The organism is Williamsia soli (assembly GCF_017377795.1).
GTDB lineage: Bacteria > Actinomycetota > Actinomycetes > Mycobacteriales > Mycobacteriaceae > Williamsia > Williamsia soli.
In genome coordinates this window covers 61416-77619 of the sequence record NZ_JAFRDR010000009.1, presented here as the reverse complement: position 1 = coordinate 77619, position 16204 = coordinate 61416, and the positions used below count along the sequence as shown (strand labels likewise).

Sequence of the window (16204 nt, the reverse complement as noted above, 5' to 3'; positions counted from 1 at the left end):
TTTAGATCAATATTGATCTAAGGGGTGCGATGAGACTTTCCGAACAACAGCTCGACCGGGCGACCGGGGTCCTCGTGGGTACGGCGGCCGGCGATGCGCTGGGGGCGGGCTACGAGTTCACCCATCCCTCGGCGGACACTCGGATATTCATGAAAGGCGGCGGCACGTTCGATTGGGCGCCGGGTGAATGGACGGATGACACCTCGATGGCGATGTGTGTCGCACGCGGATTGTCGTCGGGGCGTGCCGACCTCGACGCGATCGCAGCCGAGTTCGTACGGTGGTACGACTCGAATCCACCGGACATCGGGAATCAGACCCGTGCTGTGCTGTCGGCGCGCAGCACCAGTGCTCAGGCGATGACGAGGAAGGCTGCGAGTCTGTCCGGTCGCACCGGCGGCAACGGGTCGCTCATGCGCACCGCTCCGGTCGCGCTGGCGTTCCTCGACGATGCGGCCGGGTGCGTCGATGCTGCCGGGGCCATCGGCGATCTGACTCACCACGACGAACGGGCTCGTGAGGCGTGCCAACTCTGGAGCTTCGCGATTCGGCACGCCGTGCTCACCGGCACGCTCGACGGGATGCGGCTGTACCTGGCGGACGCCCCTGCGTCGACCAACGACTACTGGTCACCACTTCTCGACATTGCCGAAACCGGTACGCCTGCAGATTTTCCCAACAACGGCTGGGTCGTCCACGCTCTGCAGACCGCGTGGTGGGCAATCACCACGACGGGTGGCGATGTACCCGCGACGCTCGAATACTGTGTGCGGGCCGGCAACGACACCGACACCACCGCAGCGATTGCAGGTGGGCTCGTCGGAGCCTGCCGCGGCGCAACGGCAGTGCCGAGCGAGTGGGTCGAGATTCTGCACGGCTACCCCGATGCCACCGGCGCCGACCTCGGCACCATCACCCGTCGGATCATCGACCCGGCGACGCCCTAGGCGAGGACGGGTAGGGACCGATCGCCCGCTCGGCCCGGAAGGGTTATCCTGTGGTCTACAACACACTGTCGAACGTCAGGAATTGCCCCGTGAGCCGCTACGCAGTCCGCGCAAGGACCAGCGAACTCGATCCTGAACGGGACTTCGAGGAGATCAACCGGTTGCTCGCAACCGTCGAGTTTCCCTGGGACATCAATCAGGCCCTGAGTTTCGCGCTGTTCCGGACCTACGCGGTCCCGACGGTCGGCCAACTGCTCTTCGACACCGGTGAGTTCACCGGCAGGGTGCAGAAGCGCTACGACGACACCACGTTGCTGCTCGATGCCGTGCTCGAACACGGTCTGGACAGCGACGAAGGGCGCGCAGGTATCCGCCGCGTGAACCAGATGCACGGCGCGTACGACATCTCGAACGACGACATGCGCTATGTCCTGGCCACCTTCGTGGTCACTCCGGTGCGCTGGATCGAAGACTATGGTTGGCGTCAGCTCAACCACAACGAGGTGGTGGCGGCGACCAATTACTACCGGCGCCTCGGTGCGTTGATGGGCATCAAGGACATCCCGGTCACGTACACCGAGTTCGCCCGGTTCCTCGATGAGTACGAGGACAAGAACTTCGCGTACAACGACGGCGCTCGCAAGGTGGCCGACTCGACGCTGGCGCTGATGGCGACGTTCCCGCCGAACGACAAGGCGCCGGCCTGGTTGATCAACATCTTCGCCCGGTCCCTGATGGACGACGCCTTGCTCGATGCGTTCGGGTACAAGCACCCGCCTCGTGTTGCCCAGATCGTCTCCCGGGCCGCACTGCGGGCGCGGGGTCGGCTGGTCCGGTTCTTCCCGGTTCGCAAGGCCCCCATCCACGCGCGGGATCTGCCCAACATCCGCAGCTATCCGAACGGCTACGACCTCACCGAGCTGGGGACATTCCCACGCGGGTGTCCGGTACCGCAGCACTGACTTTGCTCGCTCCTCGTCAGTCCTAGCAATACGGGGTAGCGATACCCGGGATCAGACAAATCCGGCGACCTCGTGCGGTCGGTAAGGCTCTTCGAGGTATCGCGACTCGTCGTCGGTGAGGTCCACCTCGAGCGCAGCGACGGCGTCCGCAAGATGTTTGGGTTTGGTGACGCCGACGATCGGTGAGGTGGTGCGGGCGGCCACCCACGACAATGCGATGGCTGCCGGGGTGACCTCACGCTTGGCGGCGACCTCGAGTACGCGGTCGACGATGTCTTTGTCGCCGCTCACATACAGCTTCTTTCCCACCTCATCGGTGCCGGTGCGAGCGGTCTTTTCGTCCCACGGCCGGGTGAGCCTGCCACGGGCCAGTGGACTCCACGGAATCACTCCCACTCCCTGATCGGCGCAGAGCGGCAACATCTCTCGCTCTTCCTCGCGGTAGATGAGGTTGTAGTGGTTCTGCATCGAGATGAACCGCGTCCAGCCGCCGAGGTCGGCGGTGTGCTGCGCCTTGGCGAACTGCCACGCGTGCATCGACGACGCACCGAGGTAGCGGACCTTGCCCGCTTTCACGACGTCGTGCAGCGCCTCCATCGTCTCCTCGATCGGGGTGTCGTAGTCCCACCGATGAATTTGGTAGAGGTCGATGTAGTCGGTGCCGAGGCGGCGCAGGCTGTTGTCGACCTCGGCGAGAATCGCCTTGCGCGACAGGCCTGCCCCGTACGGTCCGGGGCGCATACGCTGGTAGACCTTGGTGGCTATCACCAGGTCGTCGCGCGCACCGAAGTCACGGATCGCGCGACCGACGATCTCCTCACTGGAACCGAGCGAATACATGTTCGCGGTGTCGAACGTGGTGATCCCGGCGTCCAGGGCCTGTTCGATGATGTCGCGACTGGCTTCTTCGTCGAGGGTCCAGGCATGCGTGCCCTGATCTGCCGCACCAAAACTCATGCAGCCCAGCGTCACCGCCGAGATCTTGAGACCGGTGTTTCCGAGGTTGATGTACTTCATGGCGGTGTCTCCCGATTGTCAGACAGAGGGCAGCAGTCCGTACAGTACGGCCTTCGCGAACGACTCAGCCTGGGCGCCCTCGAAAGGCGCATGCCCGCTCACCAGTCGTAAGACCATGGGGCCGAACAGCACATCGATCACGACATCGACATCGGTGTCCGGGTCGACTTCGCCGCGGTCGACCGCTCGCTGCCATATCTCGGCGACTCGTGCGCGCCTGCCGTCGAGGAAAAAACGGTGGAAGTACTCGGCGCCGGCTTTGTCGTCCACGCAGGCCGCCATCAACTGCGTGAAGACCTGGCCCTCCTGGGTCGAATAGAAAGTGCTCACGTTGCGAAGCTGCTCAGTCATGTCGTCGACGATGTTGCCGGTGTCCGCGGTGGGGATGGCACCGCCCAGCGCGACGCTGAAAGCTTCTGCGGCAACGGCAATTCGGCTCGGCCAATGCTTGTAGATCGTGGCCTTGCTGACGCCGGACCGTTCGGAGATCGCGTCGATCGTTGCCGCCGGGAGCCCACCCTCGGTGAGCAGCTCCCGGGTGGCGGCCACCACGTCGTTGTGGCACTTGATGCTGCGGGCGCTCGAGAGGTTCGCGGACTGCTCTGTGGTGCTCATTAGCCCACCGCCGCGGTGAGCGCCTCGAGGTCTGCGGCAGTGAGCTCGATGCCGGCGGCCGCGATGTTGTCTTCGACGTGGGCAACGCTGGACGTGCCGGGTATGGGCAGCACCACCGGTGACACCGCGAGCAGCCAGGCCAGGGCGAGTTGTGACGGGCTCACGCCTTTGTCGGCGGCGAGCTCGGTGAGCTTGCTGCCTTCGCCCGCGAGCTCACCGGTGGCGAGCGGGAACCAGGGGATGAAGCCGATGCTCTCGGCGGCAGCGTAGTTCAGGAGATCCTCGGCCCCGCGGTTCGCGAGGTTGTAGAGGTTCTGGACGGTGGCGATCTCGGCGATCTCTCGCGCGGCGACCGTCTCCTCGACGGTGACCTCGGACAGGCCGATCTGGTTGATCTTGCCCTCATCCTGCAGCAGCTTGAGCTCACCGACCTGGTCTTCGAGCGGCACCTTCGGATCGATCCGGTGGAGCTGGAACAGCCCGATCTGCTCGACCCCGAGCAGGCGCAGACTCATCTCGGCCTGCTGACGCAGGTACTCGGGTCGCCCGACCGGACGCCAGTCGCCGGGGCCGCTCCGGGTCAGGCCGGCTTTCGTTGCGATGACCAGATCGTCGGCGTACGGATACAGAGCTTCCTTGATCAACGGCTCGGCGACAACGGGTCCGTACGAGTCGGCGGTGTCGATCAGGTTGACCCCCAACTCGACGGCTCGACGAAGCACCTTGATGGCTTCGTCGTGGTCCTTGGGTGGTCCCCAGACCCCTGGTCCGGTGAGTTGCATGGACCCGTAGCCAAGACGGTTCACGGAGAGCTTGCCCCCGATGGAGAACTGGCCGGACTGGGTGGCGGATGCGGTGTTGCTGGTCATACGGCTCCTCAGGTAACTGAACTGAACCCCCAGTTCACCGTACGCCTCCCTGCGGTGGGAGTCTCGAGGTCAGATGATGCCCAGCGCGAGCATTGCGTCGGCCACGCGCGTGAAACCGGCGATGTTGGCACCCGCGACATAGTTGTCCGGCAGCCCGTACTCGTCTGCAGTCTGTGCGCACCGCTCGTGGACGGAGGCCATGATCTGAGCCAGGCGGGCGTCGGTGTGCTCGAACGTCCACGAATCGCGGCTGGCGTTTTGCTGCATCTCCAGGGCGCTGGTGGCGACTCCGCCTGCGTTGGCGGCCTTGCCCGGAGCAAACCGAATACCGGCCTCCTGGAACATCCGGATCGCGTCCGGTGTCGTCGGCATGTTGGCGCCCTCGCCCACGATCCGGCATCCACCTGCGATCAGGGTTGCTGCCGCGGTGGCGTCCAGTTCGTTCTGGGTCGCGCACGGAAGGGCGATGTCGCAGCGCACATCCCAGATCGACGCGTCTGCCCGGAATTGCGCCTGTCCGCCCCTGATGAGGGCGTAGTCGCTCACCCGACCGCGGTCCTTTTCTTTCACCTGGGCCAGAAGTGCTGAGTCGATGCCCTTTTCGTCGATCACGATGCCCGAGGAATCGGAACAGGCCACCACGGTGCCGCCGAGTTCGGTGACCTTTTCGATAGTGTAGATCGCCACGTTGCCGGAGCCCGAAACGACCACCCGCTTGCCGTCGAACGAGCCGCCGTGGGCGCGCAGCATTTCATCCACGAAGTACACCAGTCCGTAGCCGGTCGCCTCTTTGCGGGCGAGCGATCCGCCCCAGGCCAGACCCTTTCCGGTGAGCACGCCCGACTCGTATCGTTTCGTGATGCGTTTGTACTGACCGAAGAGATAACCGATCTCACGGCCACCGACGCCGATGTCGCCCGCGGGTACATCGACGTATTCGCCTATATGTCCGGACAACTCGGTCATGAACGATTGGCAGAACCGCATGACCTCCGAATCGGAGCGACCCTTGGGGTCGAAGTCCGAACCGCCCTTGCCGCCGCCAATGGGCATGCCGGTCAACGAGTTCTTGAAGATCTGTTCGAAACCGAGGAACTTTACGATGCCCAGATTGACCGTCGGATGAAACCGCAGGCCACCTTTGAAGGGGCCCAGCGCGGAGTTGAATTGCACGCGGAAGCCGCGATTGATCTGGACTCGACCGGCGTCGTCGACCCACGGCACGCGAAAGATGATCTGCCGCTCAGGCTCGCAAATCCTGTTCAGGACAGCGGCTTCGGTGTACTCGGGATGTTTGTCGACCACCGGCTCGAGGCAGTCGATCACCTCGCGGACAGCCTGATGGAACTCGGCTTCGCCCGGATTGCGACGGACCACCGTCGCGTAGATCTCGTGTAGCCGGTCCTGCGGTGATTGAGTCAACATTCCTCCGATTTCGACGAGATCCGGCGGTCTATCCCGTGTTCGACCCCGAACTCTAGTCGAGCCGAGTTCTCCGCTGCGCCCTGCCGCGGTGGCGTGGATGCGTCAGACGGGCATCTTGCTGTCCTTGGCCGCGATGAGCGTGGACCCGGCCAGTGGGATGAGGGCAAGTGCGAGCACCGACATCGACAACGTCCACGAACCGGTCGCGTCGTGCAAGGCCCCGATGGCCAGTGGCCCGATGGCAGCGAGGCAATAGCCGACCGACTGCGCCATTCCCGAGACCTGACTCGTCTGCGCGGTGCTCGAACTACGCAGCACCATGAACAGCAGGACGAGGCTGATGGCGGCACCGGGGCCGACCGCGATGAGCAGAACCCACAGCACGGTGAGTTGCTCGGTGGTCACGAGCCCGATGAAGCCGATCGCGCAGGCGGCGATGGCAGCGAAAGTGACCGCGCGTTGGTCTCGGAACCGGACCGCGATGATCGGCGCCAGCAGCGACATCACCAGCGCCACGGTCTGAGCGAGGGCGAGCAGGCCGCCGGCCCCGGCCTTCGACATGCCGCGTTCGCCGAGGAACTCGGGTAGCCAGGCGGTGAACGTGTAGAAGATCAGCGACTGTGACGCCATGAAAATCGTGATCGCCCAGGCGATCTTGTTGCGCCACAGCGATGCGGGCAGCGCGGCGGTGCTGATCCGGTGAACCCGCGAGAGCTGCGGGATCCACAGGATCACACCGAGCAGGGCCAGCAGCGACCAGCTCGCCAGCGCGGCGCGCCAGTTCTCGCCCACCGCGGAATCGATCGGCACCGTCAGCCCGGCGGCCAAGGCTGCCCCGCCGGAGAGGGTCATCGAATACAGCCCGGTCATCAACCCCGACCGGTGGGAGAAGTCGCGCTTGATCAGCGCGGGTAGGACGACGTTGCAGATGCCGATGGCGACGCCGGCCAGCGCTGAGCCCGCGAACAGTGCAAACCAGCTGGGCACGAGCCGCAGCAGGATCGCGGCGCAGAGCAGGACCATGGCGGCGAACACGGTGCGTTCGATGCCGAACCGGGCTGCGATGCGCGGAGCTATCGGTGCGACGAGGCCGAAGAACAGCACCGGAAGGGTGGTCAGCAGGCCGGCCGCAGCGCTGCTGAATCCCTCGGATAGCTTGATGTCGTCGATGAGAGGCCCGACGGCGACCACCGCGGGACGCAGATTCGCGGCCACGACCATGATGGCGAGCGCGGCGAATATCGCAGCGGTCCGTCCCTGGTGGGGTGGCGTCGTCCGCTCCGCGGTGGTGGGTGCGGTCGTCATGACAGTGCCTCGATGGATCGGTCCAGATAGTGGTCGACGGCGGCGAGCGCGGCGGCGGAGTCACCCGCGGCGATCGCGTCGACCACTTCGGCATGGCCGGTCGGGTGGGGGTGGGCGTCGACGTCGGCCGCGATGAGGGTGGCGTGCGTCCGGCTCATGACCTCGGCGACGCCGTCGTAGAGCTCTGACAGCAATGCGTTGCCCGCGGCAGCGACCAGTGCGGTGTGGAAGGCGATGTCGGCGTCGATGTACCGCTGTAGGTCATCTGCCTCGAATGCGGACCGCATCGTGATCAGCAGCTTGCGCAGCGATCGCACGTGCTCGGCGGTCCGGTTGCGGGCGGCCGACTGCGCGGCTTCACGTTCGAGCGCGCGGCGGACCTGCAGCAGCTCGAGCACCTCCGAGCTGGAGACGCACCGACTGATCGCCGCTGCCAGCAGATTGCGGCTGCGCACGTAGGTGCCGTCGCCGCGCCGCGGTTCGAGGAAGCCGGAGTGTTCGAGCGCGCGAACCGCCTCGCGGATCGTGTTGCGCCCGACGCCCAGCTGCTCGACGAGTTCTGGCTCGGCAGGAATCCGCGCACCGACCGCCCACTCACCGGTGCGGATGAGTTCTTGCATGCGGTCGACGACGACCTCGCTGGTACGGCGAGGACGTTGTATCTGAGCGGTCATGTCAAACAACCTAACATCCCATGTTTGCCGTCGGGACCATTGCCGCGCGTCATGCCTGGTGCGAGGGAGGCGGCTCAGTCGCCTTCGACGTTGCTGTCGAGCGAGAACATCGACAGGGCCGTGAAGATCGTCAGTCGACGGTCGGGCTCGTTCATGAAGGGCCCGGTTATTGCCTCGATGCGCGCGATTCGGCTTCGCAGGGTGTTGGGGTGGATGAACAATTCCCGGGCGGATTCGGCGATGTTGCAGTCCGTGGAACGCAGGACGCGCAGGATCCTTCGCTGATCGAGACCGTCGGGTGTCTCGTCGGCGATGGAGCCCAGCGTCTCGTCGACGAAGTTCCGACGGGCGTGCTCGGGTAGTTGGTACAGCAGTCCGAGCACACCGAGGTCGCGGTATCTCGTGACCCGATTGATCGCACCGATCCGGCGACCCACGGCCACGGCGCGCACCGCCTGCCGAAAAGAGCTCGGATAGCTTCGCGGGTCGTCCACCTGGTCGCCCGCACCAACTGCCAGCGGGACCTGCACCCCGCGGTACAGGGCGCGGGCCAACGCATCGAGATCGGCCGTCGCCTTGATCATCACGACCAGGACCCCCTCGTTGACGATCGTGATCGCATCAGGATCGAACCGCAACGCGACCGGCGCGAGCGAGGCCTTGAGGTCGTGCAGCCCGTTCATGTCGACCGAGACGCCGAACGGTTCGATAGCCAGGCACGCGACGGCATGTCTCGGGAACACCGCCAGTCGGCGGCTCTTGCGAAGGCTCGCCTCCCGCTGGACGAGGTCCTCGCCCAGGATGTTCTTCAGGTTGCGGGCGATCTCGACCGCGGCATCGTCGGACTGGGCGTCGCGAAGTCTGACGTGCAACCGGATCACGGCGAGCACGCCGTCGAGCATCGCCAGCTCGCCCGAGCCCAACGCATCACGCGCACTGACTTCGAGGGCCGGGGTGGTCCCGGGGATACCCGAGAGCGGAAGCACCACTGCCGCGCCCGAGGGGGTATCGGACAACCGGACCGTTGCGCCGAGCGCGTCGCCGATCGCGGCGAGCAGTGCGTCGAGATCGTCGGCCTTGCCCAGGATGCCGAGCAGGGTGGACTCGGGCTGCACTTCGGCGGGTGGAGACGGCTGAGCCGACGACACCAGCCGATCCAGCTTTGCAGCGACATCGGCGGCCGAGTCGGTACCGGCATTCCAGAGCAGACATACATCTGCGCGTTCGGCGAGCGCCACCGCCTGCCGTGGCGGATTGACCGGTCGTGCCGGGCTGACGAGTATCGCTGCGGGCTTCCTCCTTATCAGGGGTTCGAGGAGAGACCGCAGATCGGGGAGTGGGCCATTCGGACGCACGGGGTGCCACGAGGTCACGACCACCGCGCCGTCGAGCGAGATCGTGTGCAGCGCTTCGGCGGCGTCGAGCACCGAGCTCACCTCGGTGTCCCAGGTGGTCGGTGTGGTGGCGATCTGGACACCGGTGGCGACCGCCAGATCTGCGACGGTGGCAGTCCCGCTGGTCACGACAATCCTCCTCCACGCCGATGATCGAGCACGCGTAGGCGGCATCGGACCCGACTGTGAGGCAGAGTAGTCGCGTGCTCTCCATCCCGCCGGTCGATCTTGCCGAGATCGGACCGGGCACGCATTCGCGCGCCCGCCAGATCGAACTCCTCGACACCGCGTGCGCCCGCAGTGGCTATGCCTATCTCGTCGGGCACCAGATCCCTGCGGCCTTGCTCGCCGAGCTGTACTCGACCTCACGGCAGTTCTTCCTGCTGCCCGACTCGGTGAAGGAACGGGTCGCCCAGCCGGCGCCGGATCAGGTACGCGGCTGGTCCGGATCGGGCTCGGAGGGAATGTCGTACTCACTGGGTGAGGAGTCCCACGGCGACCTCAAGGAGAAGATGGACATCGGCCCGGTCGATGCCCCGGTGCTCGGTGAACCGGATGCCGGTTCGATGGCGTACCCGAACCTGTGGCCTGCGGCGCCGCCGGCCGGGTTCCGGTCGATCTGGGAGCAGTACTACCGGCACATGCAGCGGATCGGCGGCGAGTTGATGTCGCTCACCGCTGAGTTGTTCGGGCTGCCTGCCGATCATTTCGTACGCGACTTCGACACCGAGCTGAGCATGTTGCGGGCGCTCTACTATCCGGCGCAGGCCGAGTCGCCGCTACCGCATCAGTCGCGAGCGGGCATCCACACCGACTACGGCGCCTTCACGGTGACGTCAGCGGAGTCGACACCGGGCGGCCTCGAGGTCCTCGGCAGGCACGGGGAGTGGCACGAGGTCGCGACCACCCCGGCGACCCTGGTGGTGCTGGTCGGCGACCTGCTGGCCGAGTGGACCGGAGATCATTGGCCGGCCACGCTGAATCGGACCGCCAACCCTCCCCGTTCGGTGGCCCTGGACAGCTCGCGTCTGGAGTTCGCCTTTTATCAACACCCCAACGCAGAGGTGGCGGTCGCGCCCCTGCGCGGCGCCGACCAGCACTTCAGCGACGCACTCATCGCCGGGCGGCATCTGACCGACAAGTACGTGCGGCAGACGACGTTCGGTCGACGCCCCCGGCGCTGACGAACCTGCCCACCGACCAGCGCCGGATGATCGTCATCTGTTAACGGCGCGATGTGCCGGAAGTCGATTGCGTAATGCAGTGTTACGCAAATGTTTCGGTTGACCTGAGGTGACAGTTCTCGCGCGGATCTACCGGAGAGCTGTGCCCTTGTCGGTCGTTCGCGTGGCAAACAGACTTGTTCACAGACGACGAACAAGGAGTGAGAACACGATGTCTGTGGTGCCGGTGATCGACATTTCTGCCCTGCACGACGGCGACGACGAGGCCAAGGCCGCGGTCGCCGCCGAACTCGACCTCGCCTGCCGCGAGATAGGCTTCTTCCAGATCAAGAATCACGGCGTCCCGGCCGAGGTCATCGAGGCGATGTACCGGACATCGGACGAGTTCTTCTCCTTGCCCGACGCCGACAAGCGCCGGGTCGCGCAGCCGAGCCCGGACACCGTTCGCGGTTACTCCTCGGTCGGGGAACAGGCGTTCTCGTACAGCGAAGACGTGCAGCAGCCGCGAGATCTGCACGAGAAGTTCGACGTCGGTCCGGTCGACTTCGACGCCGCGGACCCGTACTTCTCGAAGGAACACGCCGGCCCGCACTTCCTGCCCAACCAGTGGCCGCAGACGCCGGAAACCATGGAGCAGGCATGGACGACCTACTTCCGGGTGATGAACGAGCTGTCCCGAAAACTGATGAGTGCCTTCGCTCTTGGTCTGGGCCTCGACCCCGACTTCTTCGCGGGCACCATCGACAAGGACATCTCCATGCTGCGGGCCATCAACTACCCGCACATGACCACACCGCCCCAGCCGGGCCAGATGCGCGCCGGTGCTCATACCGACTACGGCAGCCTCACCATCGTCCGTCAGGAAGAGGCGCCGGGCGGCCTCGAGGTGTTCACCAAGGACGGCGACTGGATCCCGGTGCCGGTGGTGCCGGATGCGCTGGTGGTCAACATCGGAGACCTGATGGCGCAGTGGACCAACGATCAGTGGACCTCCACCCGCCATCGCGTCCGGACGCCGCGACCTGACGCCGCCGGCGACACCCGGCGTATGTCCTTGGTCTTCTTTCATCAGCCGAACTACGACGCCATGATCGAATGTCTGCCCACCTGTGTCGCCGATGGCGATCAACCCAGGTACGCGCCGATCAGCTCGGGCGATCACCTGACGTCCAAGTTCGCGAAAACCATTGTCCTGAGCTCGTAGTGATGACCGAGTACGCACCCGCCTCGTTCGAGATAGAACTGCGCCGGACCGGCACCGTCCGCAGGGTGCCCGCCGATCGCTCCGCCCTCGACGTCGTGCGCGAGGAGGTCCCGCATGCGGAGTTCAACTGCCTGCAGGGCGAATGCGGGGCCTGCGTGGCGACGGTTCTAGACGGTGTGCCGGACCATCGAGACACCGTGCTCTCCGAACGGGCACGAGAGGCCGGGAAACGAATCATCCTCTGCGTCAGCCGGTCTCTGACCCCACGCATCGCCATCGATCTCTGAGAACCAAGGAGCGTGTGACAACTCATGACCACCGGTCTGTCTTTCGCCAGTGTTTTCGCCGACGACATCGGCGGACTCAGTGACTTCTATCGCCGTGTGTTCGGGTTCGACGAAGTCGTCGAGCTGCATTCTGAACACTTCCGGGGCCTTCGGGTCGGCGGCACCGTGCTCGGCTTCAGCGCTCACACCGCCTACGACATGCTCAATCTCGTCGCCCCCGAACCCGGGAGCGATGGAGTGAGTTCGTTCCTGACCTTCGAGATGGCCGACGACGACGAGGTGGACACTGCGACCGCGGCCGCCATCGCGGCGGGCGCCACCTGCGTCAAGACGCCGGCGCGAACGTACTACGGAGCCTGGCAGTCGGTCTTCCTCGACCCTGAGGGCAACGCCTTCCGAATCAACCACCTCACCCTCGAATTGCCCTGATTGCTTCTCGTTTCACCCTGGGCATTCCTCGACACCGGCGTCGATCTGTCCCCTACGCAGCTGGCCCCCGTCACCCCGGCGGAGGCGAAAGGAACTACACATGTCCATCTTCGACTGGCAGGTCAAAACCGGTGATGCCGTTGTCGCACCACACGAACGGCTGAGCTGGCCCAAAACCGTGGGAATCGGATTGCAGCACGTGGTCGCCATGTTCGGTGCCACGTTCCTCGTACCGGTGCTCACCGGTTTCCCACCGGCGACGACGTTGCTGTTCTCCGGGATCGGCACCATCCTGTTCTTGATCATCACCCGTAACCGGCTGCCGAGCTATCTGGGTTCGAGCTTTGCGATCATCGCACCGGCGATCGCGGCCTCGACCGCCCACGGGCCAGGAGGTGCGCTCGGCGGCATCGTCGTGGTCGGCGCCCTGCTCATGATCATCGGCGTGGTGGTCAACTTCAGCGGTATCGGCTGGATCGAGGCCATGATGCCCCCGGTCGTCACCGGTTCGATCGTCGCCCTGGTCGGCTTCAACCTGGCGCCGACCGCCAAGACCAACTTCGAGCAGGGCGCCGTGACCGCGTTCATCGTGCTGGTACTGCTGATCCTGTCTCTGGTCCTCTTCCGTGGACTTCTCGGCCGGCTCGCGATCTTCCTCAGCGTGGTGATCGGGTACTTCATCGCGCTGGCCCGTGGCGAGGTCGACACCGATGCGATCAGTGCGGCGAGTTGGGTCGGGTTGCCCGACTTCGCCACCCCCACCTTTCACCTGTCGGTTCTGCCCATGTTCATCCCGGTGGTGCTCGTGCTGGTCGTCGAGAACATCGGCCACGTGAAGTCCATCAACACCATGACCGGCATCAACAACGACCATCGCATCGGAAAGGCCCTGGCGGCAGATGGTCTCGCCACCATCATCGCCGGTAGCGGGGGCGGTTCGGCCACCACCACCTACGCCGAGAACATCGGCGTCATGGCGGCCACCAAGGTGTACTCGACGGCGGCGTACTGGGTGGCCGGTGCGGCGGCCATCCTGCTGGGCCTGTCGCCGAAGGTGGGTGCGGTCATCGCTTCCATCCCGGCGGGCGTCCTCGGCGGTGTCACCATCGCGTTGTACGGACTCGTTGGAATCCTGGGCGTGCACATCTGGGTCACGAACAAGGTCGACTTCTCCAAGCCGATCAACCAGTTCACCGCAGCCATCGCCCTGGTCATCGGCATCGCCGACTTCTCGTGGAAAATCGGCGATCTCAGCTTCGGCGGTATCGCGCTCGGCGCCATCTCCGCGGTCATCATCTACCACGTCATGCGAGTGATCGGGACCTGGCGCGGCACGGTTGTCGTCGACAAACGCGAGCAGCCGGGGCCGATCGACCCCACCGATCCGGAACGCGAACTGGCCGGAACGAAGGAGATTTGATGGCGACAATTCTGATCAGTGGTGGCACCGTCATCTCCGCCACCGGCAGGCAACTCATCGACGTCCTGATCGACGGCGAGACCATCGTGGCTCTGATCGAGCCGGGATCTTCCACCCTCGGCACCGATCTCGCCGGCAATGTCGACAAGGTGATCGATGCGACCGGGAAGTACGTCATCCCCGGTGGCGTGGATGCACACACCCATATGCAGATGCCGTTCGGCGGGACCACGGCCTCGGACACCTTTGAAACCGGGACCAGGGCAGCAGCATTCGGAGGTACCACGACGATCGTCGACTTCGCCATCCAGACTCCTGGCCAGCGGCTGCAGGAGACCCTTGCGCAGTGGCACGAGAAGGCGGCGGGCAACTGCGCGATCGACTATGGCTTTCACCAGATCATCGGCGACGTCAACGACGAATCCATCTCCGCGATGGGCGAATTGATCACCGAAGGGGTCACCAGCTTCAAACTGTTCATGGCCTACCCGGGCGTCTACTATTCGAACGACGGACAGATCCTGCGGGCGATGCAGAAGTCGGCGGCGACCGGTGCGCTGATGATGATGCACGCCGAGAACGGCATCGCCATCGACGAACTCGTGTCGCAGCACCTCAAACGGGGTGAGACCTCGCCGTACTACCACGGGGTGTCGCGACCCTGGCAACTCGAGGAAGAAGCCACGCACCGCGCGATCATGCTCGCGGACGTGACCGGTGCCCCGCTGTACGTAGTGCATGTTTCTGCCCGTCAAGCGCTCGAGCAGATCGCGACGGCCAGGGGCCGTGGCGCCAACGTCTTTGCCGAGACCTGTCCCCAGTACCTGTACCTCTCGCTCGAGGAACAGCTCGGGGCGCCGGGTTTCGAGGGTGCCAAGTGGGTGTGCTCGACACCGCTGCGCTCGCGGGCCGAAGGGCATCAGGACGAACTGTGGAAGTTCATCCGCACCGGCGATGTCGCGGGCGTCGCCACCGACCACTGCCCTTTCTGCATGGTCGATCAGAAGGAGCTCGGGATCTCCGACTTCTCGAAGATCCCCAACGGGATCGGGGGAGTGGAGCACCGGCTCGACCTGATGTACCAGGGTGTCGTCGACGGCAAGATCACCCTGGAGCGGTGGGTGGAGGTGTGTGCCACCACCCCGGCCCGAATGTTCGGTATGTATCCCCGCAAGGGTGTGATCTCGCCGGGTGCAGACGCCGACGTCGTCGTCTACGACCCGAACGGGCACACCAGCATCGGGGTCGAGAAAACCCATCACATGAACATGGACTATTCGGCGTGGGAGGGCTTCGAGATCGACGGCGCCGTCGACACCGTGCTCTCGCGGGGCAAGAAGATCGTCGAGCGCCGAACGTACCTCGGCTCTCGTGCGGACGGGCGGTTCGTCCGCCGCGAGCTCTCGCAAAACCTGATCTGAGAAGGAGACTCACATGGACTTCGGCGTTGTCATGCAATGCAATCCACCGGCCTCGCGTGTCGTCGAACTGGCGGTGGCAGCGGAGAACCGCGGCTTCACACACGTCTGGACCTTCGACTCGCACGTGCTGTGGCACGAGCCGAACGTGATCTACAGCCAGATCCTCGCCGCCACCCGCAACGTGATCGTGGGGCCGATGGTCACCAACCCGCTGACGCGGGATGCCACGGTCACGGCCTCGACGTTCGCGACGCTCAATTCCATGTACGGAAACCGCACGGTCTGCGGAATTGGCCGTGGTGACTCCGCGGTCCGGGTGCTCTCGGGCAAGCCGTCGACGCTGGCGACCCTGCGGGACAGCATCTCCGTGATCAGAGAACTCGGTAATGGCCGAACCGCCACGATCAACGACACGGAGATCAGGTTCCCGTGGGCCGCCCGATCGCGCCTGGACGTGTACGGCGCCGGATACGGGCCCAAGGCACTGGAGATGATCGGCCAGGTCGCCGACGGGTTCATCCTGCAGCTGGCCGATCCCACGATCGTCGAATGGACCGTCAGCCGGGTCAAGCAGGCCGCAGAGGCGGCAGGCCGCGACCCCGACTCGGTGTCCATCGTCGTCGCAGCGCCAGCTTACGTGGGCGATGACATTGCGCACCAACGGGATCAGTGCAGGTGGTTCGGCGGGATGGTCGGTAACCACGTCGCAGATCTGGTGAACAAATACGGCGGAGACGACACCCAGGTGCCTGCCGCGTTGACCGACTACATCAAGAACCGCACCGGCTACGACTACAACGAGCACGGCCGCGTGGGCAACAGTCACACGAGCTTTGTGCCCGACGAGATCGTCGACCGGTTCTGTCTGCTGGGTACCCCGGATCAGCACATCGAGCGCCTCGAGGAACTGCGTTCCCTCGGCGTCGACCAATTCGCGGTCTACCTCCAGCACGACGGCAAAGACGCCACCCTCGGCGCCTACGGCGAGACGATCATCCCGGCGCTGGCCCCCACGCTCGCTGCACGCGCATAGTGGTATCGCGGGACAAGA

Annotated in this window: 16 protein-coding genes; 9 read left to right on the top strand and 7 right to left on the bottom strand. The window is 65.0% G+C overall.

What is annotated here, in order from left to right; genetic code table 11:
• The first annotated feature begins 29 nt into the window (after positions 1–29).
• Both J3S28_RS21630 and J3S28_RS21625 read left to right on the top strand, forming a co-directional pair.
• Positions 30–947 carry an ADP-ribosylglycohydrolase family protein gene (locus J3S28_RS21630; protein WP_207842830.1) on the top strand — a complete coding sequence of 306 codons (918 nt, stop codon included), beginning with the start codon at positions 30–32 and terminating at the stop codon, positions 945–947.
• Between the two features lie 89 nt (positions 948–1036).
• Positions 1037–1909: an oxygenase MpaB family protein gene (locus J3S28_RS21625; RefSeq protein ID WP_207842828.1), complete on the top strand. Its 873-nt coding sequence runs from the start codon at positions 1037–1039 to the stop codon at positions 1907–1909.
• A gap of 51 nt (positions 1910–1960) precedes the next feature.
• On the opposite strand, the gene J3S28_RS21620 is transcribed toward J3S28_RS21625, so the two are convergent.
• The 7 genes from J3S28_RS21620 to J3S28_RS21590 all read right to left on the bottom strand — a co-directional run bounded on the left by J3S28_RS21620 (position 1961) and on the right by J3S28_RS21590 (position 9337).
• On the bottom strand, positions 1961–2926 hold the full coding sequence (locus J3S28_RS21620) for an aldo/keto reductase (RefSeq protein ID WP_207842826.1): 966 nt from the start codon (positions 2924–2926) through the stop codon (positions 1961–1963).
• A gap of 18 nt (positions 2927–2944) precedes the next feature.
• Entirely contained in the window at positions 2945–3541 is a 597-nt protein-coding gene (locus J3S28_RS21615; protein WP_207842824.1) for a TetR/AcrR family transcriptional regulator, read from the bottom strand.
• The gene (locus J3S28_RS21610; protein ID WP_207842823.1) at positions 3541–4410 is read right to left on the bottom strand and encodes an aldo/keto reductase; all 870 of its coding nucleotides are present in this window, start codon (positions 4408–4410) and stop codon (positions 3541–3543) included. Before J3S28_RS21610 ends, J3S28_RS21615 begins: the two co-directional genes overlap by 1 nt.
• 69 nt (positions 4411–4479) lie before the next feature.
• Entirely contained in the window at positions 4480–5835 is a 1356-nt protein-coding gene (gene gdhA / locus J3S28_RS21605) for an NADP-specific glutamate dehydrogenase (protein ID WP_207842821.1), read from the bottom strand.
• 102 nt (positions 5836–5937) lie between these two features.
• Positions 5938–7140 carry a CynX/NimT family MFS transporter gene (locus J3S28_RS21600; protein ID WP_207842819.1) on the bottom strand — a complete coding sequence of 401 codons (1203 nt, stop codon included), beginning with the start codon at positions 7138–7140 and terminating at the stop codon, positions 5938–5940.
• Positions 7137–7814 carry a FadR/GntR family transcriptional regulator gene (locus tag J3S28_RS21595; protein WP_207842818.1) on the bottom strand — a complete coding sequence of 226 codons (678 nt, stop codon included), beginning with the start codon at positions 7812–7814 and terminating at the stop codon, positions 7137–7139. The genes J3S28_RS21600 and J3S28_RS21595 overlap by 4 nt, the downstream gene beginning before the upstream one ends.
• 74 nt (positions 7815–7888) lie before the next feature.
• The gene (locus J3S28_RS21590; protein WP_307797321.1) at positions 7889–9337 is read right to left on the bottom strand and encodes a PucR family transcriptional regulator; all 1449 of its coding nucleotides are present in this window, start codon (positions 9335–9337) and stop codon (positions 7889–7891) included.
• Positions 9338–9411: 74 nt separating this feature from the next.
• Here J3S28_RS21590 and J3S28_RS28810 point away from each other — a divergent pair, with 74 nt between their 5' ends.
• The 7 genes from J3S28_RS28810 to J3S28_RS21555 all read left to right on the top strand — a co-directional run bounded on the left by J3S28_RS28810 (position 9412) and on the right by J3S28_RS21555 (position 16186).
• Positions 9412–10392: an isopenicillin N synthase family dioxygenase gene (locus J3S28_RS28810; protein ID WP_207842814.1), complete on the top strand. Its 981-nt coding sequence runs from the start codon at positions 9412–9414 to the stop codon at positions 10390–10392.
• A gap of 211 nt (positions 10393–10603) precedes the next feature.
• A complete protein-coding gene (locus tag J3S28_RS21580; protein WP_207842813.1) occupies positions 10604–11596 on the top strand; it encodes an isopenicillin N synthase family dioxygenase in 993 nt (330 codons plus the stop codon).
• 2 nt (positions 11597–11598) lie between these two features.
• Positions 11599–11883: a 2Fe-2S iron-sulfur cluster-binding protein gene (locus J3S28_RS21575; RefSeq protein WP_207842812.1), complete on the top strand. Its 285-nt coding sequence runs from the start codon at positions 11599–11601 to the stop codon at positions 11881–11883.
• Between the two features lie 24 nt (positions 11884–11907).
• Complete coding sequence (locus tag J3S28_RS21570) at positions 11908–12312, top strand: VOC family protein (RefSeq protein WP_207842811.1); 405 nt, start codon at positions 11908–11910, stop codon at positions 12310–12312.
• 100 nt (positions 12313–12412) lie between these two features.
• The gene (locus J3S28_RS21565) at positions 12413–13732 is read left to right on the top strand and encodes a uracil-xanthine permease family protein (RefSeq protein ID WP_207842810.1); all 1320 of its coding nucleotides are present in this window, start codon (positions 12413–12415) and stop codon (positions 13730–13732) included.
• Positions 13732–15153 carry a dihydropyrimidinase gene (gene hydA / locus J3S28_RS21560; RefSeq protein WP_207842809.1) on the top strand — a complete coding sequence of 474 codons (1422 nt, stop codon included), beginning with the start codon at positions 13732–13734 and terminating at the stop codon, positions 15151–15153. The genes J3S28_RS21565 and hydA overlap by 1 nt, the downstream gene beginning before the upstream one ends.
• A 13-nt stretch (positions 15154–15166) precedes the next feature.
• On the top strand, positions 15167–16186 hold the full coding sequence (locus tag J3S28_RS21555) for a TIGR03842 family LLM class F420-dependent oxidoreductase (RefSeq protein WP_207842808.1): 1020 nt from the start codon (positions 15167–15169) through the stop codon (positions 16184–16186).
• Positions 16187–16204 lie beyond the last annotated feature (18 nt).